Here is a 20,088-nt window from a genome sequence, read left to right on the forward strand (position 1 = left end):
CCTCAGGCCGCAGAGCTGATGCACTCCGGCAGCGTGCGTTCGATGGCGCCCAGCAGCATGTTTTCCATCAGCGCCAAGCGCTGGGCCTGGGGCAATGGGGAGTGCTGCAGCCAGCCCGGCAGGCTGTTGAGCATGCAGGCGACGACATGCGCCGCAGCCTCCAGGGCCGGGCCGGTGAGGCGGGTGGACGGGGCGATCGCCAGCAGCAGGTGGCTTTCGTACTGCCGGCGCATCTGCGCGATGTGCGCCTGTTGCTCATCGCTGAGGCAGCACAGGTCGCGCTCGGCAAGCCGGAAATGCAGCGGCCGTTCAGCGTGCAGCGCCCAGTGCGCACGGATCACCACCGACAGGCGTGCCGTGGTGTGCTTGCCCCGGCCAACTGGGTGCAGGGTGGCAAGCAGCTCTTCGTAGAGTTCTTCGATCAGGTCGAACAACAAGTGCTGCTTGCTCGGGAAATGGTGGTAGAGCGAGCCGGCGGTGAGGCCCACATGGGCAGCCAGCTCGCGCATGCTGACCTGGCCGAACCCCTTGGCGGCGAACAGTTCGAGAGCCTTGTCGCGACGGTCTTCGTAATCGGCGCAGCGTTCGGCACAGGTCTTGGGCATGGTGGCTTACTCGTACGTGTGGAAACCGCGACCGCTCTTGCGACCCAGGTAGCCGGCCGCAACCATCTCCTTGAGCAGCGGAGCGGGGCGGTATTTGCTGTCATTGAAGCCTTCGTGGAAGGCCTCGATGATCGCCAGCAGAGTGTCCAGGCCGATCAGGTCAGCCAGGGCCAGCGGGCCGATCGGCTGGTTGCAGCCCAGGCGCATGCCGGTGTCGATATCGACGGCGCTGGCCAGGCCTTCCTGCAGGACGAAGATCGCTTCGTTGATCATCGGCACCAGGATGCGGTTAACCACGAAGCCCGGACGGTTGCCGGCGGTGATCGCGGTCTTGCCGACCTTGCCGGTCAGTTCCATTGCGGTGGCGTAGGTCGCGTCGCTGGTTTGCAGGCCGCGAATCACTTCGACCAGCGCCATCATCGGCACCGGGTTGAAGAAGTGCACGCCGATAAACCGCTCCGGCGCGCTGATGGCAGCGCCCAGTTGCGTCACTGACAGCGACGAGGTATTGGTGGCGATCACGCAGTGTTCGCCGACGTTGGCCGCGACTTGCTGGAGGATGCGTTTCTTCAGTTCAAGGTTTTCGGTTGCGGCCTCGATCACCAACTGCACATCGCTGAGCGCGGCGTAGTCGGTGCTGGTGCGGATGCGGGTGACCGCGGCCTCGGCCTGGGCCGCTTCCAGGGTCTGCTTGCTGACCTGGCGATCCAGGTTCTTGCGCAGGGTCGCCACGCCACGCTCCAGCGCGGCGTCGGAGACATCGATCAGGGTGACCTGGTAACCGGCCACCGCGCAGACCTGCGCGATACCGTTGCCCATGGTCCCGGCGCCGATCACGGCGATTCTTTCAAGCGTCATCTTCATGGTTTCCTTCAAGCCCGTTCGAACAGCACGGCGATGCCTTGGCCGCCGCCGATGCACATGGTCGCCAGCGCGTAGCGGCCTTTGATCCGTTGCAATTCATGGATCGCCTTGGTGGCGATGATCACGCCGGTCGCGCCCACCGGGTGGCCGAGCGAGATGCCGGAACCGTTGGGGTTGACCTTCTCCGGGTCGAAGCCCAGTTGCTGGGCCACGGCGCAGGCCTGGGCGGCAAAGGCTTCGTTGGATTCGATGACGTCCAGGTCGGACACCTTCAGGCCGGCTTTTTCCAGCACCTTGCGGGTCGCCGGCACCGGGCCCAGGCCCATCAGTTCCGGCTCGACGCCAGCGTGGGCGTACGCCACCAGGCGGGCCAGCGGCTTCAGGCCCTGGCGCTTGACCATCTCACCGGTGACCAACACCAGCGCGCCGGCGCCATCGTTCAGGCCGCTGGCGTTGCCGGCGGTGACGGTGCCGTCTTTCTTGAACGCGGTTTTCATCGCGGCCAGTTGTTCGCTGCTGACGTCGCCGCGTACGTGCTCGTCCACCTTGAACTGCACCGGGCCTTTGCGGCTGGGGATCTCGATCGGCACGATCTGGCTGTCGAAGCGGCCTTCGGCAATGGCGCGGGCGGCGCGCTGCTGACTGGTGATTGCGACTTCATCCTGCATGGCGCGGGTGATGCCGTTCTTTTCCGCCACGTTTTCGGCGGTGATGCCCATGTGGAAGCCTTCGAACGGGTCGTGCAGGATGCCGAGCATGTAGTCGATGCTCTTCATGTCGCCCATGCGCGCGCCCCAACGGGCCTGGGTCAGCAGGTACGGGCCGCGGCTCATGGATTCGGCGCCGGCGGCAATCACGGCTTCGGCTTCGCCCAGCAGCAGGGTCTGCGCGGCCGAAACGATGGCCTGCAGGCCGGAACCGCACAGGCGGTTGACGTTGAAAGCGGGGGGTTCCTTGGGGATGCCGGCGTTCATCGCGGCGACCCGGCCCAGGTAGGCATCGCGGGCTTCGGTCGGGATCACGTTGCCCATCACGACGTGGCCGATCTGCTCGGGGGCGACGCCGGAGCGTTCGATGGCGGCGCGGGTGACCTGGGTGGCCAGGTCCGCCAATGGCAGGTCCTTGAGCGAACCGCCGAAGGTGCCAATGGCCGAGCGCACGGCGCTGACTACATAGATATCGTTGTTGTTCATGATCGACTCCAATGGGCGAAGACGTGGCGTGGAGCCACGTGGCTCTGAGAGAATGGCGCCCGGCCACGCCCGGGGTGTGTCGAGTCTAGGCACTGGCGGCGTTCGGGCCTATGCCTGAAGTGCCCAGCCGGGCTGTTACTTTTTGCCATGCCGTCGAGGTCAATGCGGAAGCTGTCATGCGGGAAAACGATTCGGTCGCGATGTACTTCGTTCACATCATGCTTTACAGCCTGCGCGACCAGCCCGCGCGGGCCGCGGCGCTGTTGCACCAGGCCGGCATCGATCCGGTGCTGATCCACGAACTCAACGCCCGCGTGCCGGCCTCGGCCTTCGCCCGGCTGTGGCTGATCCTTATCGAAGCGCTGGACGACGAGTTTTTCAGCCTCGACAGCCACGGCATGCCGCTGGGCAGCTTCGCCCTGATCTGTCGCGGGCTGATTCAGGAGCCGAACCTGGAGAAAGCGCTGCGCCAATGCCTGGGCAACTTCGGCCTGTTCCTGCGGGACATGCGCGGCACCCTGACCCTGCGCGGGCAACGCGCGGTGATCAGCCTGCACTCGCGCATCGACGACCCGCAGCGGCGCGTCTATGCCGAGGAAACCTTGCTGGTGCTGGTGATCAGCCTGCTGTGCTGGCTGGGCGGACGGCGTATCGCCATCGACCGGACTGAGCTGAGCGATGTGCGGGTGGCGCTGGAGGACGATGCGCTGCTGTGGGGGCCGAACCTGCAGATCGGTACCGGCCGCACCGAAGTGGAGTTCTCCGCCGACTACCTGAAGTTGCCGGTGGTGCAGGATCTTGGCGCGTTGAAGACTTTCCTGCGCAGCGCGCCGCAAGGACTGGTGGTGCGCTACCGCAACCAGAACGGTCTGGCGGCGCGGGTCTATCGCTACCTGCGCCTGCGTCCGTATGGAGAATGGCCGACCTTGCTGGGTCTGGCCGGGCAAGTCGGCCTCAGCCCGAGCAGCTTTCGCCGGCAACTGGAGCGTGAAGGCTGCTCGTTCCAGCAGATCAAGGACGAAGTGCGCCAGGCCATGGCCTTCGAGTGCCTTCGCGACAGCGACTTCAGCGTCGCCGAGATCGCCGAGCAGACCGGCTTTCAGGAGCCCAGCGCCTTTCACCGGGCATTCAAGAAGTGGACGGGGGAGAGCCCTGGCAGCTATCGCTTGCGTTTGCTACGTAGTCCGGGCCTCAAGTCCGCAGACTAGTCCTTGAGCTGTGAAGCCAGGGCCATGACCCGCTTCAGATCACCACCGGCCTTGCGCGTTACTTCCGTGCCATATTCGCTGTCGGCCTTGTACAGGAATGACAGAACGATGTGCTTGCTTTCATCGTCAGCCACCGCCAGTGATTGGCCGAAGCTGCTGGTCAGGTCCTTGCGTTCCTGTGGGGTGTAGGAACGGTACAGCTCACCGGCCTGTTTGAAGTTCTGTTCGCGCGTGGTCCGCTGTTGCTGGGCCTGTCCGCTCAATGGCATCGGGCTACTGCGTGCGGTGTCGCTGGAGGGGCGAGGTTGCAGCCGGCTCGGTTCGTAGTTCACGGCGCTGGCGCTGGCATCGTGATTGAGCGCGCCGTCCTGGTTGACGTTGTTGACCGTGACACGCGGTCGATTGATCGGCAGGGTGGCGGCATTGGCGCCAACACGGTGCATCTGAGTATCTGCATAGGCAAACAGGCGGCCCTGCAGCAGCCGGTCTTCAGAAGGCTCGATGCCAGGAATCAGATTCGACGGCGCCAAGGCGACCTGCTCGGTCTCCTGGAAAACGTTGCTGACATTGCGGTTGAGCACCATCTGGCCGACCCGGCGTTCCGGCACGTCTGGCCAGATTTTGGTGGCATCCAGCGGATCAAAGTCCAACTGCGCCAGTTGTGCGGGCTCGAGTGTCTGGATGTAAAGATCCCATTTCGGGTAGTCCTCGCGGGCGATTGCGCTCACCAGGTCGCGGGTCATATGGCTGAAGTCCTGGGCCTGAATTTGCTCGACGGCTTTCGGCGTCAGGTTTTTCCTGCCTTGCAAGCTTTTCCAGCGAAACTTCACGTAGGTTGTTTCGCCATTCGCATTGACGAACTTGTAGGCATGGACGCTATTTCCGTCCATGTGTCGGTAACTTTTCGGGGTGCCCTCGTTGGAGTACAGCAGGGTCAGCGTGCGCGTGGCTTCGGGCAGGTGCGACAGGAAGTCGAAGCGGCGTGCGTCGTTGTCGAGGTTGGTACGAGGGTCGGGTTTGAAGGCATGGACCATGTCCGGAAACTTGATCGCGTCGCGGATGAAGAAGGTCGGGAAATTGTTTCCGACCAGGTCCCAGTTCCCCGTGTCGGTGTAGAACCGGGTGGCGAAGCCGCGAGGATCGCGCAAGGTTTCTGGCGAGTGCACACCGTGTACGACGGAAGAGAAACGCACGAAGACCCGGGTTTTCTTTCCTGGTTTGAACAATGAGGCCTGGGTCAGCCCATTGAGGTCTTCGAATGCCTCGAACTCACCGTGCGCGCCCGTGCCGCGGGCATGCACAACACGTTCGGGAGTGCGTTCGCGGTCGAAGCGTTGCAACTTCTGGATCAGGTGGACGTCTTGCAACAGGGTGGGGCCGTGACTGCCAGCGGTCTGCGAACGCTGGTTGTCGGCGACCGGCGCGCCATTGTCCTGGGTCAGGAGGCCCGCCTGGAGGCTGGTGCTGACCACCAGGCTGGTGGTCAGCAGTGCGTAGCCCAAGCGTGATGCGGACTTCACGATCATCATCTGTTTCCTTCTTGTTTGAGGGACGCAGATGGTAGGAGGGCGGCTAGGATGCAACTGTCGGGCGCGGCCGATCAATAACGTCGGATGCGTCCGACAGCAGCGCCTGATATCAGGCCGGAACCATCGCAAAGCCCACGCCGAAGCGGTTCCAGGCATTGATGGTGGCAATGGCCAGGGTCAGGTTGACCACTTCGCTTTCACTGAAGTGCTCCAGCAACGCCTGGTACTGATGCTGAGGCGCATGCTTTTCCGGCAGCAGGGTCAGGCTTTCGACCCAGGCCAGCGCAGCTTGCTCGCGTGGCGTGAAGTACGCGGTATCGGCCCAGACGCTGAGGGTCTGCAAGCGCGCTTCGGTTTCGCCGGCCTTGCGCGCGTCATTGGCGTGCATGTTCACGCAGTAGGCGCAGCCATTGATCTGCGAGGCGCGCAGGCGGATCAGTTCCAGCAGCGAGTTCTCCAGCCCCGATTTGGCCAGGGCCTGCTCCAGGCCGATCATGGCTTTGTAGGCTTCGGGTGCGTGTTTGGCCCATTCGATACGGGTGGTCATGGTGAAAGCTCCGTTGTGGTTCCGCGTCAGGCGGGATGGAGAACACCTTAATGGGCGAGCGGCCGGTTTCAGATAGCCAATTTCGCGAATTGTCGGGAGGCCAATCGGCTTGCCGCAGTACGCCTCAGTCTTGACCTCGCGCCTCACCCAGGCTCATCAACAAGTCGCGCAACGCCACGCCATCGGCATCCAGTCCGGTCCTGGCGTACAGCGCCAGTTCCAGCCCGGTCACCGGCGGAAAACCTTCGTCTTCGCTCAGTTCCCGATGCCCCGGCAGCACGCAGCGGCTGGGAATCAGGCTCACCCCCAAGCCTGCACTCACCGCCGCGCCGAGGCTGGCCAGGCTGGTGCTGGAGTAGCTGATACGCCACGGACGACCGGCGCTTTCCAGGGCGTGGATCATTTCTTGCCGATACAGCGCGCCCACCGGAAACACCACCAGCGGCAGCGGGTCGTGCGCGACCATGCCGCGGGCGCTGCACACCCAGGACAGCGGCTCCGGCCAGCGCGCATGGCAGTCGCGGTCGGCGCCCCATTGCTTGACCAGCAGCAGGTCCAGCTCGCCGTTGCGGTAGAGGTGCAGCAGCGGGTTGCTCAGGCCGCTCTCGACTTCCAGGCGCAGGTGCGGGCGTTCGCCGATGAAGCCGCGCAGGGCTTCGGTCAGCAGTTCGCCGGCGAGGTCTTCCGGCGCGCCCAGGCGCAGGGCGGTCTGGGTCTGGGTGGGGTTGAGCGCCAGGCGCGCTTCTTCTTCCAGGCGCAGGATGCGCCGGGCATAGCCCAGCAGTCGCTCGCCCGCCTCGGTGGGCCAGACCTGGCGCTGGCTGCGGTCGAGCAAGCGGCTGCCGAGGCTCTGTTCGAGACGGATGATCTGTTGGCTGACGGTGGATTGGGTCAGGTGCAGGCGGTCACCGGCGCGGGTGAAGTTGCCGGTTTCGACCACGGTGACGAAGGCACGGAGCAGGAGGGGGTCAAGCATTCACAAATCCACTGATATGCATGAAATCAATTAATTTCATGCTACACCGCTCGCTCGGGATAATCGCGGCTCATTCGACAGAGGGAATGCCATGCGCCCGAACCGAACCCGCAAACAGCCCTGGCGTGGCGTACTCGCCGGCCTCGGGCTGGCTGCCAGTACCGCCGCTTGCGCTGATCTGCTGCAGGCGGTCGGCAGCGGTGACCGTGAGCAACTGCAGACGCTGCTGCACGCCGGCGTCGCGGTGGATCAGCGTGATGCCCGCGGCAATACCGCGCTGCTGCTGGCTACCGCACGCAACGATATCGATGCCGCCCGGCAACTGATCGAGGCCGGTGCCGACGTCAACGCCAAAAACGCCATCCACGACAGCCCCTACCTGCTGGCCGGGGCCGAAGGTCGTCTGGAAATCCTCGAACTGACCCTGGCTCACGGCGCAGACCTGAAAAGCACCAACCGTTACGGCGGCACGGCGCTGATTCCCGCCTGCGAGCGCGGTCATGTGGCGGTGGTGGCGCGCTTGCTGAAGGCCGGCGTCGATCCCGACCACATCAACAACCTCGGCTGGACCGGCCTGCTGGAAGCCATCCTGCTCAGCGATGGCGGACCGGATCACCAGGCCATCGTCACGCTGCTGATCGACGCCGGCGCCAAGGTGGATCTGGCCGACCGCAACGGCGTCACGCCGCTGCAACACGCCCGCGAGCGCGGCCAGCAGGCCATTGTCGAGCGGTTGCTGGCCGCAGGCGCCCACTGAAATCACTAAGAGAATCACCAATGAGTAACGAAGCCTTCATGCGTGAAGCCCTGGCCTTGGCCCGGGAAAACATCCAGGCCGGCGGCCGTCCGTTCGCTGCAGTGCTGGTGCGCGACGGGCAGGTGATTTCCCGCGCGGTCAATGAAATCCATTGCACCCAGGACCCCACCGCCCATGCCGAAATGCAAGCGATCCGCCTCGCCAGCCGGCAGTTGGGGCCGCGTCTGGACGGTTGCGAACTCTACGCCACGGGCCATCCGTGCCCGATGTGCCTGGCCGCCATGCATTTGTGCGGGATCGAGCGGGCGTGGTTCGCCTACAGCAACGAAGAGGGCGAGCCCTACGGCCTGTCCACTGCTGCGGTCTATGCGCAAATGGCCCGCCCGCCGCAACAGCAGTCGCTGCCGTTGCGCCCGCTGAAACCGGCGGGTGAGGACGGGCTGTACGGCCTCTGGCAGCAGGTGCGCCCGGCATGACCGAGGTTTCGTCGCGCTGGCGTAGCGCCGCGCTGTTGCTGCTGGTGGTGGCGGTGACGCTCAACCTGCGGCCGATCCTCACCAGCATCGGGCCGCTGCTGGAAGACATCCGCACCGGCACCGGCATTGGCTATCAACAGGCGGCGTTGCTGACGGCGCTGCCGGTGTTGTGCATGGGCCTGGTGCCGTTGTTGCAGCCCTGGTTGCGGCGCTGGTTGAGCGAACAGGGCGGTTTGCTGCTGGGGCTTGGGGCGATTGGTGTGGCCTGTGTCTGGCGGCTGTTGTTGGGCAACGGCACGGCGCTGATCGCCAGCGCGGTGCTGGCCGGGCTCGGCGTGGCCTTCGTCCAGGCGCTGATGCCGGGGCTGGTCAATCGCTGGTTCTCGCAGCGGCTGGCGCTGGCGATGGGCGTGTATTCGGCGGCGCTGATGAGCGGTGGCGGGCTGGCCGCGGTGCTCGGGCCGCGGGTCGCCGAGCACTTCGGTCATTGGCAGGCCGGGCTTGGCGTCTGGGTGCTGCCGGTATTGCTGGCGCTGCTTCTGCTCGGGTTGATCGGGCCGAAACTGGAGGCGGCCGTCGGACGTGGTTCGAATGGCGGCGGACACTTTTTCGGCAGTCGCCGGGCGTGGCTGTTGGCGATCTATTTCGGCCTGATCAATGGCGGCTACACCAGCATGGTGGCCTGGCTGCCGGCCTACTATCAGCAGGTTGGCGGCAGTGCCCGCGGCGGGGGCGAACTGGTCGGCCTGATGACGATCTTCCAGGTGCTCGGTGCCCTCGGTTTGCCCCTGCTGTTGCGCCGTTTGGCGGACCGCCGTCCCGGTCTGTGGCTGGCGTTGTTCGCGCAGTTGCTCGGGTTTGCCGGGCTGTTGCTGGATCCTGCGCTGTCGCCCGGTTTGTGGGTCGGACTGATCGGTTTCGGTCTGGGCGCCTGCTTCAGCCTGAGCCTGACGCTTACCCTCGAACACCGCAAAGACCCGCGTCAGGCCGGTGGGCTCGCGGCCTTCGTCCAGGGCATCGGTTTTATCATCACCGGGCTGGTGCCGTACCTGACGGGCTGGCTGCGGGACATCAGCGGCGATTTCCAGGCGTCGTGGACACTGCTGACCGTCACCGTGGTGCTGATGCTGCTGGTCACCGGACGCTTCGCGCCGAATGGCTACACCGCTGCGATGAGCCCCGCCAGCACCGTCAACTGATGCCTTGCAGGGTGTCGCGGACCCGGTCCAGTGCCGGGTCGATATCCAGCAGTTCGATGGCGCCGAAACCCAGCAGCAGGCCGTGGCGCGGTGTCGCCTGGGTGTAGAAGGGCCGCAACGAATACAGGCCGACTTCCACCTTGCGCGCCAGGGCGATCAGGAAATCCACGTCCAGTTCACCCTTGGCCAGCGCGCTCAGGTGATAGCCCGCCGTGGTGGGCACCGCCTCGAACCACGGGCTGAGGTCGCCGTGCAGGCGTTGCAGGATGCGCTCGCGGCGCACCGCGTAAAGGTCGTGGCAGCGACGAATGTGCTTGAGCAAATGACCCTCGCTGATAAAGCGGGCCAGGGTCGAGGTGTGCCAGTCGCTCAACTGCTTGGCGATGCGCACCGGTTCCAGCAGCGCCGGCGGCAGGATGGCATAGCCCAGGCGCAGCTCCGGCAGCACGGTCTTGGAGAAGGTGCCGACGTAGGCCACCAGGCCGTGTTCATCGAGGCTCTGCAGGGCGTCGGTGGGTCGGCCTTCGTAGCGGAACTCACTGTCGTAATCGTCTTCGATGATCACCGCGCCCAGCTCGGCCGCCCGCGCCAGCAGGGCGCGGCGGCGCGGCAGGCTCATCGGCATGCCCAGCGGAAACTGGTGCGAAGGCGTCACGTAGATCAGCCGCGTGCCGGCTTCGATGCGCTCGACACAAAGGCCTTCGGCATCCACCGGCACATGCTGGATGCGCGCACCCAGGGCTTCGAACAGGTGGCGGGCAGGCGGGTAGCCGGGGTCTTCCATCGCCACCGTACAGCCCGGCTCGATCAGCACCCGGGCGATCAGGTCCAGGGCTTGCTGCGCGCCGTTGCACACCAGCACGTCGGCGCCGCTGCAATGCACGCCGCGGGCGAAGGCGATGTGCCGGGCGATGGCTTCGCGCAGTTCGGGCAAACCTTGCGCGTTGCTGTAGCGGGTGTCGGTGCGCTGGCACTGGCGCAGCGCATGCAAACTGCACTGGCGCCAGGCGTCGAACGGGAAGTGGGCCTTGCTCGACGTGCCGCCGATAAAGTCGTAGCGCGATGGCTGCGCCAGGGCCGGGCGCCCCATGGGAATGCCGCGTGCGCGCCAACGGGCCAGGCTGGCTTCGCCGGCCAGCGGCGTGGCGGTCGGTGCGGGTGTGGCGCTGGTGAGTTGCGGGGTGATGAAGGTGCCGCGGCCGACCTGGCCGCTGAGCAGGTTGTCGTAGGTCAGTCGCGAGTAGGCTTCGGCCACGGTCTTGCGTGACACCCCCAATTGCTCGGCCAGCAGTCGGGTGGGCGGCAGTTGCGTGCCGGCGGCCAGCCGTCCGCTGTCGATACCGTCGCGCAGTTGCTGATAAAGCTGGTCGGCGAGGCCTTTGCGGCCATGCAGGACGATATGCAGTTCCATGGAGGGCGTGGCGTGTGGGGGCAGGAAGCGCAGGTTAACCGATTTGTTGCCGTTGATCCCCTCGGGCGGCGTGGTTCGCGGTCTGCGCCCACACTCAAAGGGCTGCATCGTTTCTCATCGCGTTGCTTATGCAACGAGGAGATTCACCATGAAACTGCGTTTGTTGCTGTCCTTTGGACTGCTGTTTGCGGCTGCCGCCCAGGCACAGGATGTCGTCACGGACTACCACTACGGCATGCGCCTCGATGTCGCCAAGGTGCTGAGCATGACCGAGCCGGTCACCGAGGAGTGCCATGTGATCAAGGCGCTCATGACCTACCTGGATTCGTCCGGGCAGGAGCACACTCTGCGGTATCTGAAGAATGCCGAGGTGTGCTCCGATCAGGGGTGAGTCAGTTCCAGACCCTTAGCGCACTTGTTCCAGCAGCGCCGCCAAGCGCCCAACCCCCGCGTCATCCAGCGGGAATACCGGCGCGCGCGGTGCGCCGCAATCCAGCCCGTCCAGCTTCAGGCCAGCCTTGATCGTCGCCGGCAAGCCGCCCTTGAGGATGAACTCCAGCAACGGCAGCTGCTTGTAGAACAAGGCCCGCGCCTGTTCCAGGTCGTTGCCCTGTACCGCCTGGTACAACTGCTGGTTCAGCGCCGGAATCAGGTTGGCCGCAGCCGTGCACCAACCGCTGGCGCCGGCAATGAAGGCTTCCAGGGCTAGAGGGTTGCAGCCGTTATAGAACGGCACCTGGCCTTCGCCGAGCTGATGCAGGGCGTGCATGCGCTGGATGTCGCCGCTGCTCTCCTTGACCATGGTCACGTTCTCCACCGCCGCGACAATGCGCAGGATCAACGGCACGGACATGTCGGTGCCGCTGGTGGCAGGGTTGTTGTAGAGCATGATCGGGATGCCGATGCTGTCGCCGATGCGCTGGTAATGCCGCAGGATCTCCGCCTCGCTGAGCTTCCAGTACGCCGCCGGCAGCACCATCACGGCGTCGGCGCCCTGTTCTTCGGCAAAGCGTGCGCGGCGGATGGCGTTGGCGGTGGTCAGGTCGGAGACGCTGACGATGGTTGGCACCCGGCGAGCGATATGAGCCAGGCTGAATTCAGCGACCTGGCTCCACTCGCGGTCATTCAGGTAGGCGCCTTCACCAGTGCTGCCCAGCGGGGCGATGGACTGCACGCCGCCGTCGATCAGGCGGTCGATGGACTGGCCGAGGGCGGCGAGGTTCGGCTGTTCGCCGTCGGCGCTGAACGGGGTGACGGTGTAGCCGATGATGCCGTGAAAAGTCGTGGACATGAAACGTACTCCAGAAAGGGCTTAGTTCAGGCAGTCGGCGTGTTGGCGCAGGCTTTGCCGGGCGAAATAGTTGAAGGCGGCGCCATGGCGCTTGGGCCGGTCGATCCAGTCATGGGCCTCGCGGCCGAGGGCCGGGTCGATGGGCTTGATGGTTCCCGCTGCCATCGCCAGCAGTTGCAGCTTCGCCGCGCGCTCGATCAGGTTGGCGGTGACGCAGGCCTGTTCGATATCGGCGCCGGTAGACAACTGGCCGTGGTGGGTCAGCAGGATGGCGCGCTTGTCGCCCAGCGCGGCGGCGATGATCTCACCTTCTTCATTGCCCACCGGCACGCCCGGCCAGCTTTCGAGAAACGCGCAGTCGTCATACAGCGGGCAGACGTCCATGTGCGACACCTGCAGCGGCACTTCCAGCATCGACAACGCCGCGACGTGGGTCGGGTGCGTGTGAATGATGCAGTTGACGTCCGGACGGGCACGGTACAGCCAACTGTGGAAGCGGTTGGCCGGGTTGGCCATGCCCTGGCCTTCGAGCACCTCCAGGTCCTCGTTGACCAGCAGCAGGTTGCTGGCGCTGATCTCGTCGAAACCCAGGCCCAGTTGCTGGGTGTAGAAGGTGCCGGGCTGCGGGCCACGGGCGCTGATCTGCCCGGCCAGGCCGGAATCGTGGCCGCGGTCGAAGAGAATGCGGCAGGTCAGGGCCAGCTTTTCTCGTACAGTCCACGTATTATCGGCAAGCGAGCCTTGCATCCGCGCAAGGGCCTGCTGGACCAGTTGGTCCTTGGGCAGTGCCATTGTGTTGGCCATTCGGGTGTCCTCGGGTGGTGTGATGTAGCGTCATGGCTTGCCCGTCCCGGTTGCCTGGAAAGTGAGCGGGGGGGGCAGTCGAATGACACAGCAAAGGCTATATGACACAAAGTGTCATAGGCAAGGGAAAAGTTGCCCAACGAACTGGAATCAAGCGCGGCGCATGTCTATCCGATTGAAATTATTGAGAAAAAAACTTGGCGTGACCCTTGAAGTGCTGGCTGAAAAATCCGGCATGACCAAGAGTTACCTGTCCAAGGTCGAGCGCGGCCTGAACACACCGTCCATCGCCGCAGCGCTGAAACTGGCGCGGGCGCTGAACGTCAATGTCGAGGAACTGTTCGCCGAAGACGCACCGCACCAGGCCCGCTACAGCCTGGTTCGCCAGGGCGAGCGCCAGTCGCTCTCGGGCAGTCCGCAGGGGCCGGGCTATGCGGTGTTGGCCAACCAGATCGGCCAGCGCAGCCTGTTGCCGTTCCTGATCAGCCCGCCGCCGGACTTCAGCGATTCCACGTTCAAGGAGCACTTGGGCGAGGAATTCCTGTTCGTCCATGAAGGCCGGGTCGAGGTTGACTTCATGACCGAACGGGTCGTGCTGGAACGCGGCGATGCCCTGTACTTCAACGCTCAGACGCCGCATCGCCTGCGCTCGCTGGGTGAAGTGCAGGCGCAGTTGCTGGTGGTGGTGCACGACGCCGGGTAGCGGTTCCCTGTCCGTGTGCGGCGGGTTGGCGCGCTAGCATCGCCGGCCTCTCCCAGCCCTCACGGACGACCCCCATGGCGCACCCCTCGCGCGATTACACCCGCCTGCTCAATACCCTGGTCGACCAACGCATTGCCGAGGCCGGTCGGCGCAGCCCGTGGTTCCACATGACCCCCGGCGAGCGCGCCGACTACCTGGCCGAAGTCGACCGGCGCCTGCTGGAAATGCAGCGCACGACCCTCAATATCCTCGCCGCGCAGTACTACACCACGCAGGACAAACCCCGCGCCATCGACGAGCACCTGGCCCTTTTGCGGCGTTATCGCGCGCAACTGGACCGGCAGGAACCGACGCCCGCGCGGGACGATTACCGCCGGCGGCTGGATGGCGAGATTTCGCTCTACGTGCGCCAGCAGGCGGCCATGCACGGCTTCGAGCAGTCCTGGCGCAAGGCGCTGAAGCTGCTGGCCGCCGGCAATGGCCTGGCCGCGCCGTGCCATGGGTTGCTTGTGCGCTTGCAGCGTCTGGGCCATCTGGCGCAGCGCAAGCTGGGCGCACAGCTTGAGCCGGGCGAGCAGCGAACCCTGTTGTTCGCCCGCGCCCAGGGTTGGCAAACGGTGATCGAACGCTATCGCGCCGTGCTCGACGCGCCGCTGTCAGCGCTGCCGGCTGCGCTGGCGGCGCTGGAGGACATTCCGGCCGACTCGGATGATTTGCCGGTCAACCTGTCGCTGTTGTTGATGGAGGAGCGCCCCGGCTACGTCCGTCTGAACGTCGCGCTCGTGGACCCGAGCGACGACGGCCGCTTCAAGGACCTGTATCTGGAGCACGGAAAGCTGGTGGCGCAGAGCAACGGGGTGATGAACTTTTCGTTCGGCACCACCGACCGCTCCCTGGCCTGGCAACAGCAGTACCGGCTCAAACACGAGCCCGCGCACGCACACTCGCCAACCTTCGCGCCGATACGCTCGGTGCTGGTTCGCACCCGGTTCGTGGTCGACTTGCTGGGGCTTTATCTGGTGTCCGAGCAAACCCTGCGCAAAGGCTTTCTGGTGCAGGTACTGAGCAATGGGGCGCGCATCCGGGTGGTCAATGTCGACCGCAAGGTGCCCAATCAGGTGGCCGTGCAGGTCTTCGAAGAGCGGCGTCGAGGGCATCAGGTGCGCAACGTGGATCTGCCTCATGCCCTGAATGAACTGCTTGATCGCTACGCCGATACCAGCAGCTTCCAGACCATCGCCCTGGACAGCTACGCCCGCACTCACTACGACCCTGACCGCGACGGCGCGTTTGTCAGCCTTCGTCAGTGGGAGCAGGCGCTGGGCTTTGGCGAACGGCTGTACCTGCTGGAACTGCACCGGGATGGCCGGTTTCTGGCGGCGACGCCCTTCGCCGCGGTGACCGAGAAGGGTAGCCATCTGCTCAGCGTCTCCGAGTTGCGGCGGGTCTGGGTGCAGAACGGCTTGTTTTTCCTCCGGCTCGAGCAGTTGCGCGAGACGGGCAGGGAGGCCTGCCCATGGTTGCGTTACCCGCTCGAACACGCGGCGTTCTGCGCGCAGTGGCTGCGCCTGCTCGAGCGCAATCACATGACCCCGGGCGGGATCCTGACGGCGCCAGACGTGGTGCGCGACAGCCTGCGGGACATAAAGGGCAATCACCTGGGCAAGGTGCTCTGGGAACGGGCGTTCGCTCATCGCGTATGGCACTGGCCGCCGCTGGAAACCTTGTTGTTCGGTCTGGGGGAAAACCTTGTCGAGCAGGGGCTGGCGAAATTGCTGGGGGATGCCTACCTGCAGGCAACCGTGGGCCGCGCCGGGCGGTTGCTGGGCGCACTGCTCGAACCGATGGGCTACCGGGTAAAGGCGCTGACGTTGTTGCGGTTGTTATTGCTGGGCGAAACGGCGCTGAGCGATGCAGATCCAGCGTTGTGCGCGCGCGCCGCAGCGTTGCTGGACAGTAACGCGGGCCGCGCGCTTCGCCGGCAGGCGGTGTGTCAGGTGCTGGTTTCCCTCGCCCGTCACGCCGATCAGTCGCACACGCCGGTCAACAGCCACCCGCCGCTGGGGGACGGCCCTTGGTCGGGCCGGCGCGGAGCGGTTGATCCCTACTTGATCCTCAACAGTCGCTCCGAACTGACGGACGACGATTGGCTGATCGCCGAGGACAAATACCGCGGCTACCACCAGTTTGTGCCCGAGCCGGACAGCCCCGCGAGCCGCTATATGGAGTCGTTGGACAGCCCCTTCGTCGCCGGCATCAGCCCGATTTGCGCGGTGCTGAGCGGGGAGTTGCCGCAATGGTTCGGTCGTGTACCCGCGCCGGAAGATTATTGGCGGTTCCAGTTGGCGATCAGCGCCTTCCTGCTGCGCAACGGTCATCACGGGTTTTTCGAGACGATCTACGTGGCCGCGCGCTACGAGCCTCCGGGGCCGGGCGCGATTGGCGCTGCATTGCTCGCGCTGTTCGACCGTTGCTGCGAACCCGGTACGGGCAGTGGAGCGCTCTATCAAGGCGCCATGGCGCTGATCCTGCCGCTGGTCAACCGCGACATCGAGCCTTGGCGACAATTGAAAGTGGCCCGCTTCGGGCTGTTCGGTCCGCAAGCCGCTGGAGAGCAGGACTGACGGGTGTTAGGCTTCCGTGCGTGTTTTCGTACGGTTACCCGGGAGTTTTCTGATGAGCAGCATTTCGCACTTCTGGCGTGATCCAGCGCTGCCCTTCATCGAAGCCCGTGGCGTCGCCGATGGCCGCAAGGTCTGCTATGCCAGACACTCCCACGAAGGCTTTTCCATCGGTGCCATCACTGCCGGGTGCAGCACTTACTTCGATGGCCAGCGCTGGCACGAAATCGAGACCGGCACGGTGGTCATGATGAATCCGGGGGTGGTCCACGCCTGCAATCCGATTGCCGACCAGCCTTGGTCCTACCTGATGCTGTATGTCGACATGCCCTGGCTGCGTGGGCTTGGTTTCGAGCCGCTGGCCCGCACCCTGAGCACTGCGTCAGGGTTGTATCAGGCCTTGACCGGGCTCTACGCACAATTGATCGACAACCAACTGGACAGCGAGCACAAGCGCAGCGCCGCCGAAGCGTTTTTCAGTCAGTTGCGTGCCCAGGTGCAGGCCGCACCGGCGTTGGCGGGGCAGGGCAATGAACGCCTCGAACGGGCGGCGTGCTATATCCGCCAGCACTGCACCGAACCGCTGAAGCTGGAAGACATCGGCGAGGCGGCGGGGCTATCCACTTCCTACCTGATCCGCGCCTTCAAGCAGCATTACGGAATGACGCCCCACGGTTACCTGCTCGATCACCGTGTGCGTTATGCCCGTGCCCAGTTGCGTCAGGGCCGGCTGATCGCCGAGGTGGCGCACGAGGCGGGCTTCGCCGACCAGGCGCACCTGCAACGCGCCTTCAAGCACCACCTGGCGGCCACCCCCGGCCACTACCGCTCAGCCCAGTAACAGGTACAACGCGCTAGCCACCAGCAGCAATGCCAGCGCGCGGTTGAACAGGCGCATGCGCTGCGGGTTGTCGAGGTAGCGCCGAATCACCGTCCCGGCCCAGGCCCAGCAGCCCACCGACAGGTAGCAGATCACCAGATAGATCAACGTGAACTGCCACAGCAGCGCCGTTTCGCCTTGCCCGACGAACGCCCCGACCCCGGCCACGCAGGCCAGCCATGCCTTGGGATTGAGCCATTGCATCAGCGCGCCGTAGGCCATGCTTGGCGGCTTGCCGGGGCTGCCATCGCCGAGGCTGCCGTCATCGGCGGCCAGTTTCCAGGCCATGTACAGCAAAAACAGAATACCGGCCCAGCGCAGCACCTCGGTCAGCCCCGGCCATTCCCGCAGCACCGCATGCAGGCCGTAGCCCACCAGCAACAACAGCAGACAGAAACCCAGGGTGGCGCCGCTGACATGCCGCATGGCCGGGCGCAAACCGTGCTGGGTGCCGGCGGCAAGGGCGACCAGGTTGACCGGGCCGGGAGAAATGGAAGCGGCCAGCGCAAAGGCGGCCATGGACAGCAACAGGCTCATGCAGCGTCTCTCTTGTCAGTGAAGAAAGTCAGGAGCCTATCGGGCGGTCGTTGGCGGGTATTGAAGAAAACTGCCCTGTTGCACCGTCATGCCTCAGCGCCGGGACCTGAAGTGCGCGATGGCGGCACGGCCACCCGGCTTTTCTTGTCGATTGCAGGTAACAGGGCGTATAAACTGCACCCCTTTGCCGGTCGCTTCCTGAACCGGCCGTTGAAACAAGAGAGTCGATATGGGCGCACAGTGGAAAGCCAAACATAAAGAACAAGCTGCCAATGCCAAAGGCAAGGTCATGGGCAAGCTGGCCAAGGAAATTCAGATCGCTGCGCGCAGCGGCGCCGACCCGGACATGAACGCCCGTCTGCGTCTGGTGATCGAGCAGGCCAAGAAAGCCTCCATGACCCGCGAGACCCTGGAGCGCGCGATCAAGAAAGGCGCGGGCCTGCTGGGCGAGCAGGTGCAGTACCACGCGGTGAAGTACGAAGGTTTCGCGCCGCACCAGGTGCCGCTGATCGTCGAGTGCCTGACCGACAACATCAACCGCACCGTCGCTGAAGTCCGCGTGTTGTTCCGCAAGGGCCAACTGGGCGCCGAGGGTTCGGTGTCGTGGGACTTCAACCACGTCGGTCTGATCGAAGCCACCCCGGATAACGCAGACGCCGACCCGGAAATGGCCGCCATCGAAGCTGGCGCCCAGGATTTCGAACCGGCTGATGAGGGCGCGACCCTGTTCATCACCGAAACCACCGACCTGGACAGCGTGCAGAAAGCCCTGCCGGAGCAGGGTTTCACCGTGATTTCGGCGAAAATCGGCTACACCCCGAAAAACCCGGTCAGCGCTGCCAGCCTGAGCGAAGAGGCTCTGGCTGAGGTCGAGGCGTTCCTCGAAGCGATCGATAACCACGATGATGTGCAGAACGTGTATGTCGGCTTGACGGCTTGATTCGAGCCTATCGCTGAACAAAAAGGCCGCTTGATGCTAATGCCAGTCAGCTAGCGTTTTGGCGCCTATGTTGGGGCTGCTTTGCAGCCCTTCGCGAGCAAGCTCGCTCCCACAGTTTGTGTGCGCACAACTGTGTGGGAGCGAGCTTGCTCGCGAAGGGCCGCAAAGCGGCCCCAATGTTTAACTGACAGGCCCCAGCGCAGCGTTACTCCCCGAGCCTAACCACCACCTCGGCAAACCCCGGCCGCCGACACACCTCAGCCTGCACACAATCGCTCTGCAAAGCCCGCAACAGCGGCAAATCCCCGTCACAACGCTCCAGCAATTCCCCAAGCAACACCCCAAACGCCCGCACCTCGATGCGTTCCAGCGCCGCCGCCGCGCTGCCGCCATCCAGCGGATGGAACGACGCCGCGCCAAAATCCCCCAGCAAGCTGTGCCCATGCTCATCGCAGAGGATGTTGTGCGCGTACAAATCGCCGTGGCTCAGCCCGCGCTGGTGCAGGTGCGCCGCGACCGACGCGATGGCCGACGCCAGCCGGCGCACGCCCTGTGGCTCAAGGCGGCGTTCGGCGGGGTAGGTGTCTCGCGTGCAGCTTTGCAGGCTGGGCGGGCCGGCGAGGCTGAACCAGGCCGGGTCGATCAGTTCCATCACCAACGCAGGAAGCTGCTGCGGATGGTTGTCGATGCGCCCCAGCAGTGGAATCAGGTGCGGATGCTGGCCTGCGGCGATGCAGGCGTTCATCTCGTCCAGCGGCGTGCCGTCGCTGGTGATCTCGCCTTTGTAGAGTTTCACCGCCACGGCGCTTTCGTGTTCGTTGAGCTGCGCACGATGAATCACCCCGGACGCGCCCTGGCCGAGCACCTGTTGCAGCGTGATGTCCTGCCAGTCCAGCCGGGCGCAGTGCCCGTCCACTGCGGGCGGGCGATAGCTCTCGGGCAGCGGGTTGCCGGCATAGGCCAGCCACGCCAGGTTGGGCAGGCCCAGTAGCCATTCCGGGAGCTGCTCCAGACGGTTGGCGGCGACCCTCACCAATTCGAGTTTTTTACAGCGGGCGAGGTTGGCCGGCAGGCTGTGCAGGCGGTTGCCGGAAAGCATGAGCTTTTGCAGTTCGGCGCATTCACCGAGGGCTTCGGGCAACTGCTCCAGGCGGTTGTCGGTCAGCACCAGCGAGCGCAACCGCGGCGGCAGCGCAGCGGCAGGGACGTCCTCGATAAGGTTGCTCTTGACCCCCACCACTTCCAGGCTGGCGCACTGGCCGATGCCGACCGGCAGTCGGCTCAAGCGATTCTCTGAGCAAAACAACACTTTCAGTTTGTGCAGCCGGCCGAGGTCATCGGGCAGGTCGGTCAGGGCGTTGCCGGTCAGGTTGAGGACTTCGAGGCTGTCGGCCAGCGCGAAGATTTCCTCCGGGAACCGCTCAAGCCCGCAGGCCAGGTCGAGGCGAGTAATACCTGCCAGACGGCCGGCTTTGAGGTCTTCAAGAGTGTGCATGGGCAGGGCCGTCAGTCAAAACGGCGGCCATGATAGCGGCAAAGACTTGACG

Annotated in this window: 20 protein-coding genes; 9 read left to right on the forward strand and 11 right to left on the reverse strand. The window is 64.8% G+C overall.

The annotated features are described in order from the left end of the window. Nucleotides 1-2 precede the first annotated feature (2 nt). From HWV67_RS02890 to HWV67_RS02900, 3 genes are read right to left on the reverse strand one after another with little or no spacing between them, the layout of a single operon-like run. On the reverse strand, nt 3-605 hold the full coding sequence (locus tag HWV67_RS02890; RefSeq protein WP_175649838.1) for a TetR/AcrR family transcriptional regulator: 603 nt from the start codon (nt 603-605) through the stop codon (nt 3-5). 6 nt (nt 606-611) lie between these two features. Beyond that, the gene (locus tag HWV67_RS02895) at nt 612-1,463 is read right to left on the reverse strand and encodes a 3-hydroxybutyryl-CoA dehydrogenase (RefSeq protein ID WP_175649839.1); all 852 of its coding nucleotides are present in this window, start codon (nt 1,461-1,463) and stop codon (nt 612-614) included. Nucleotides 1,464-1,477: 14 nt separating this feature from the next. Then, nucleotides 1,478-2,662, reverse strand: coding sequence for an acetyl-CoA C-acyltransferase family protein (locus tag HWV67_RS02900; RefSeq protein ID WP_175649840.1), 1,185 nt, complete (start codon nt 2,660-2,662; stop codon nt 1,478-1,480). Between the two features lie 176 nt (nt 2,663-2,838). On the opposite strand from HWV67_RS02900, the gene HWV67_RS02905 reads away from it, so the two are divergent. Continuing rightward, nucleotides 2,839-3,870: an AraC family transcriptional regulator gene (locus HWV67_RS02905; protein ID WP_175649841.1), complete on the forward strand. Its 1,032-nt coding sequence runs from the start codon at nt 2,839-2,841 to the stop codon at nt 3,868-3,870. Here the strand turns inward: HWV67_RS02905 and HWV67_RS02910 are convergent. From HWV67_RS02910 to HWV67_RS02920, 3 genes are all read right to left on the reverse strand, one after another. Beyond that, a complete protein-coding gene (locus tag HWV67_RS02910; protein WP_175649842.1) occupies nt 3,867-5,399 on the reverse strand; it encodes a catalase in 1,533 nt (510 codons plus the stop codon). The genes HWV67_RS02905 and HWV67_RS02910 overlap by 4 nt on opposite strands. Before the next feature lie 109 nt (nt 5,400-5,508). Further along, entirely contained in the window at nt 5,509-5,946 is a 438-nt protein-coding gene (locus HWV67_RS02915) for a carboxymuconolactone decarboxylase family protein (protein WP_175649843.1), read from the reverse strand. Nucleotides 5,947-6,070: 124 nt separating this feature from the next. Next, nucleotides 6,071-6,922, reverse strand: coding sequence for a LysR substrate-binding domain-containing protein (locus tag HWV67_RS02920; protein WP_175649844.1), 852 nt, complete (start codon nt 6,920-6,922; stop codon nt 6,071-6,073). Nucleotides 6,923-7,013: 91 nt separating this feature from the next. Here HWV67_RS02920 and HWV67_RS02925 point away from each other — a divergent pair, with 91 nt between their 5' ends. Genes HWV67_RS02925 through HWV67_RS02935 form a run of 3 tightly spaced genes read left to right on the forward strand, consistent with a single transcriptional unit; the run spans nt 7,014 to nt 9,354 of the window. Continuing rightward, on the forward strand, nt 7,014-7,679 hold the full coding sequence (locus tag HWV67_RS02925; RefSeq protein ID WP_175649845.1) for an ankyrin repeat domain-containing protein: 666 nt from the start codon (nt 7,014-7,016) through the stop codon (nt 7,677-7,679). A 20-nt stretch (nt 7,680-7,699) separates the two neighbouring features. Then, complete coding sequence (locus tag HWV67_RS02930; protein ID WP_175649846.1) at nt 7,700-8,155, forward strand: nucleoside deaminase; 456 nt, start codon at nt 7,700-7,702, stop codon at nt 8,153-8,155. Continuing rightward, entirely contained in the window at nt 8,152-9,354 is a 1,203-nt protein-coding gene (locus tag HWV67_RS02935; protein ID WP_175649847.1) for a cyanate transporter, read from the forward strand. The genes HWV67_RS02930 and HWV67_RS02935 overlap by 4 nt, the downstream gene beginning before the upstream one ends. On the opposite strand, the gene pdxR is transcribed toward HWV67_RS02935, so the two are convergent. Continuing rightward, a complete protein-coding gene (gene pdxR, locus HWV67_RS02940) occupies nt 9,347-10,765 on the reverse strand; it encodes a MocR-like pyridoxine biosynthesis transcription factor PdxR (RefSeq protein ID WP_175650955.1) in 1,419 nt (472 codons plus the stop codon). The two genes, HWV67_RS02935 and pdxR, sit on opposite strands and share 8 nt — an antisense overlap. A gap of 148 nt (nt 10,766-10,913) precedes the next feature. Here pdxR and HWV67_RS02945 point away from each other — a divergent pair, with 148 nt between their 5' ends. Beyond that, nucleotides 10,914-11,156, forward strand: coding sequence for a DUF2790 domain-containing protein (locus HWV67_RS02945; RefSeq protein ID WP_175649848.1), 243 nt, complete (start codon nt 10,914-10,916; stop codon nt 11,154-11,156). 15 nt (nt 11,157-11,171) lie between these two features. On the opposite strand, the gene HWV67_RS02950 is transcribed toward HWV67_RS02945, so the two are convergent. Both HWV67_RS02950 and HWV67_RS02955 read right to left on the reverse strand, forming a co-directional pair. After that, nucleotides 11,172-12,056 (reverse strand): dihydrodipicolinate synthase family protein, encoded by an 885-nt coding sequence (locus tag HWV67_RS02950; protein WP_175649849.1) that lies wholly within the window; start codon nt 12,054-12,056, stop codon nt 11,172-11,174. A 21-nt stretch (nt 12,057-12,077) separates the two neighbouring features. Further along, the gene (locus HWV67_RS02955; RefSeq protein ID WP_175649850.1) at nt 12,078-12,860 is read right to left on the reverse strand and encodes an aldolase; all 783 of its coding nucleotides are present in this window, start codon (nt 12,858-12,860) and stop codon (nt 12,078-12,080) included. A gap of 163 nt (nt 12,861-13,023) precedes the next feature. Between HWV67_RS02955 and HWV67_RS02960 the strand changes: the two genes are divergently transcribed. From HWV67_RS02960 to HWV67_RS02970, 3 genes are all read left to right on the forward strand, one after another. Beyond that, nucleotides 13,024-13,563: a helix-turn-helix domain-containing protein gene (locus tag HWV67_RS02960; RefSeq protein ID WP_095153714.1), complete on the forward strand. Its 540-nt coding sequence runs from the start codon at nt 13,024-13,026 to the stop codon at nt 13,561-13,563. Between the two features lie 74 nt (nt 13,564-13,637). After that, entirely contained in the window at nt 13,638-16,187 is a 2,550-nt protein-coding gene (locus tag HWV67_RS02965; RefSeq protein ID WP_175649851.1) for a hypothetical protein, read from the forward strand. A 52-nt stretch (nt 16,188-16,239) separates the two neighbouring features. Then, the gene (locus tag HWV67_RS02970) at nt 16,240-17,025 is read left to right on the forward strand and encodes an AraC family transcriptional regulator (protein WP_175649852.1); all 786 of its coding nucleotides are present in this window, start codon (nt 16,240-16,242) and stop codon (nt 17,023-17,025) included. On the opposite strand, the gene HWV67_RS02975 is transcribed toward HWV67_RS02970, so the two are convergent. Next, entirely contained in the window at nt 17,014-17,601 is a 588-nt protein-coding gene (locus tag HWV67_RS02975; RefSeq protein ID WP_175649853.1) for a LysE family translocator, read from the reverse strand. The genes HWV67_RS02970 and HWV67_RS02975 overlap by 12 nt on opposite strands. A gap of 229 nt (nt 17,602-17,830) precedes the next feature. On the opposite strand from HWV67_RS02975, the gene HWV67_RS02980 reads away from it, so the two are divergent. Beyond that, nucleotides 17,831-18,541 carry a YebC/PmpR family DNA-binding transcriptional regulator gene (locus HWV67_RS02980; protein WP_175649854.1) on the forward strand — a complete coding sequence of 237 codons (711 nt, stop codon included), beginning with the start codon at nt 17,831-17,833 and terminating at the stop codon, nt 18,539-18,541. Nucleotides 18,542-18,746: 205 nt separating this feature from the next. Here the strand turns inward: HWV67_RS02980 and HWV67_RS02985 are convergent, their stop codons facing one another. Next, on the reverse strand, nt 18,747-20,036 hold the full coding sequence (locus HWV67_RS02985) for a leucine-rich repeat-containing protein kinase family protein (RefSeq protein WP_175649855.1): 1,290 nt from the start codon (nt 20,034-20,036) through the stop codon (nt 18,747-18,749). Between the last annotated feature and the right edge of the window lie 52 nt (nt 20,037-20,088).

It is taken from the genome of Pseudomonas sp. Marseille-P9899, from assembly GCF_903166565.1.
In the GTDB taxonomy this organism is placed as follows: domain Bacteria; phylum Pseudomonadota; class Gammaproteobacteria; order Pseudomonadales; family Pseudomonadaceae; genus Aquipseudomonas; species Aquipseudomonas huaxiensis.

Bases quoted from the DNA above. Each gene is read 5' to 3' on its own strand.
- HWV67_RS02925 (WP_175649845.1), top strand. From the start codon at position 7,014: ATGCGCCCGAACCGAACCCGCAAACAGCCCTGGCGTGGCGTACTCGCC.
- HWV67_RS02960 (WP_095153714.1), top strand. From the start codon at position 13,024: ATGTCTATCCGATTGAAATTATTGAGAAAAAAACTTGGCGTGACCCTT.
- HWV67_RS02890 (WP_175649838.1), bottom strand. From the start codon at position 605: ATGCCCAAGACCTGTGCCGAACGCTGCGCCGATTACGAAGACCGTCGC.
- pdxR (WP_175650955.1), bottom strand. From the start codon at position 10,765: ATGGAACTGCATATCGTCCTGCATGGCCGCAAAGGCCTCGCCGACCAG.
- HWV67_RS02900 (WP_175649840.1), bottom strand. From the start codon at position 2,662: ATGAACAACAACGATATCTATGTAGTCAGCGCCGTGCGCTCGGCCATT.
- HWV67_RS02930 (WP_175649846.1), top strand. From the start codon at position 7,700: ATGAGTAACGAAGCCTTCATGCGTGAAGCCCTGGCCTTGGCCCGGGAA.
- HWV67_RS02905 (WP_175649841.1), top strand. From the start codon at position 2,839: ATGCGGGAAAACGATTCGGTCGCGATGTACTTCGTTCACATCATGCTT.
- HWV67_RS02935 (WP_175649847.1), top strand. From the start codon at position 8,152: ATGACCGAGGTTTCGTCGCGCTGGCGTAGCGCCGCGCTGTTGCTGCTG.
- HWV67_RS02920 (WP_175649844.1), bottom strand. From the start codon at position 6,922: ATGCTTGACCCCCTCCTGCTCCGTGCCTTCGTCACCGTGGTCGAAACC.
- HWV67_RS02975 (WP_175649853.1), bottom strand. From the start codon at position 17,601: ATGAGCCTGTTGCTGTCCATGGCCGCCTTTGCGCTGGCCGCTTCCATT.
- HWV67_RS02955 (WP_175649850.1), bottom strand. From the start codon at position 12,860: ATGGCCAACACAATGGCACTGCCCAAGGACCAACTGGTCCAGCAGGCC.
- HWV67_RS02895 (WP_175649839.1), bottom strand. From the start codon at position 1,463: ATGACGCTTGAAAGAATCGCCGTGATCGGCGCCGGGACCATGGGCAAC.
- HWV67_RS02985 (WP_175649855.1), bottom strand. From the start codon at position 20,036: ATGCACACTCTTGAAGACCTCAAAGCCGGCCGTCTGGCAGGTATTACT.
- HWV67_RS02915 (WP_175649843.1), bottom strand. From the start codon at position 5,946: ATGACCACCCGTATCGAATGGGCCAAACACGCACCCGAAGCCTACAAA.
- HWV67_RS02950 (WP_175649849.1), bottom strand. From the start codon at position 12,056: ATGTCCACGACTTTTCACGGCATCATCGGCTACACCGTCACCCCGTTC.
- HWV67_RS02910 (WP_175649842.1), bottom strand. From the start codon at position 5,399: ATGATGATCGTGAAGTCCGCATCACGCTTGGGCTACGCACTGCTGACC.
- HWV67_RS02980 (WP_175649854.1), top strand. From the start codon at position 17,831: ATGGGCGCACAGTGGAAAGCCAAACATAAAGAACAAGCTGCCAATGCC.
- HWV67_RS02965 (WP_175649851.1), top strand. From the start codon at position 13,638: ATGGCGCACCCCTCGCGCGATTACACCCGCCTGCTCAATACCCTGGTC.
- HWV67_RS02970 (WP_175649852.1), top strand. From the start codon at position 16,240: ATGAGCAGCATTTCGCACTTCTGGCGTGATCCAGCGCTGCCCTTCATC.
- HWV67_RS02945 (WP_175649848.1), top strand. From the start codon at position 10,914: ATGAAACTGCGTTTGTTGCTGTCCTTTGGACTGCTGTTTGCGGCTGCC.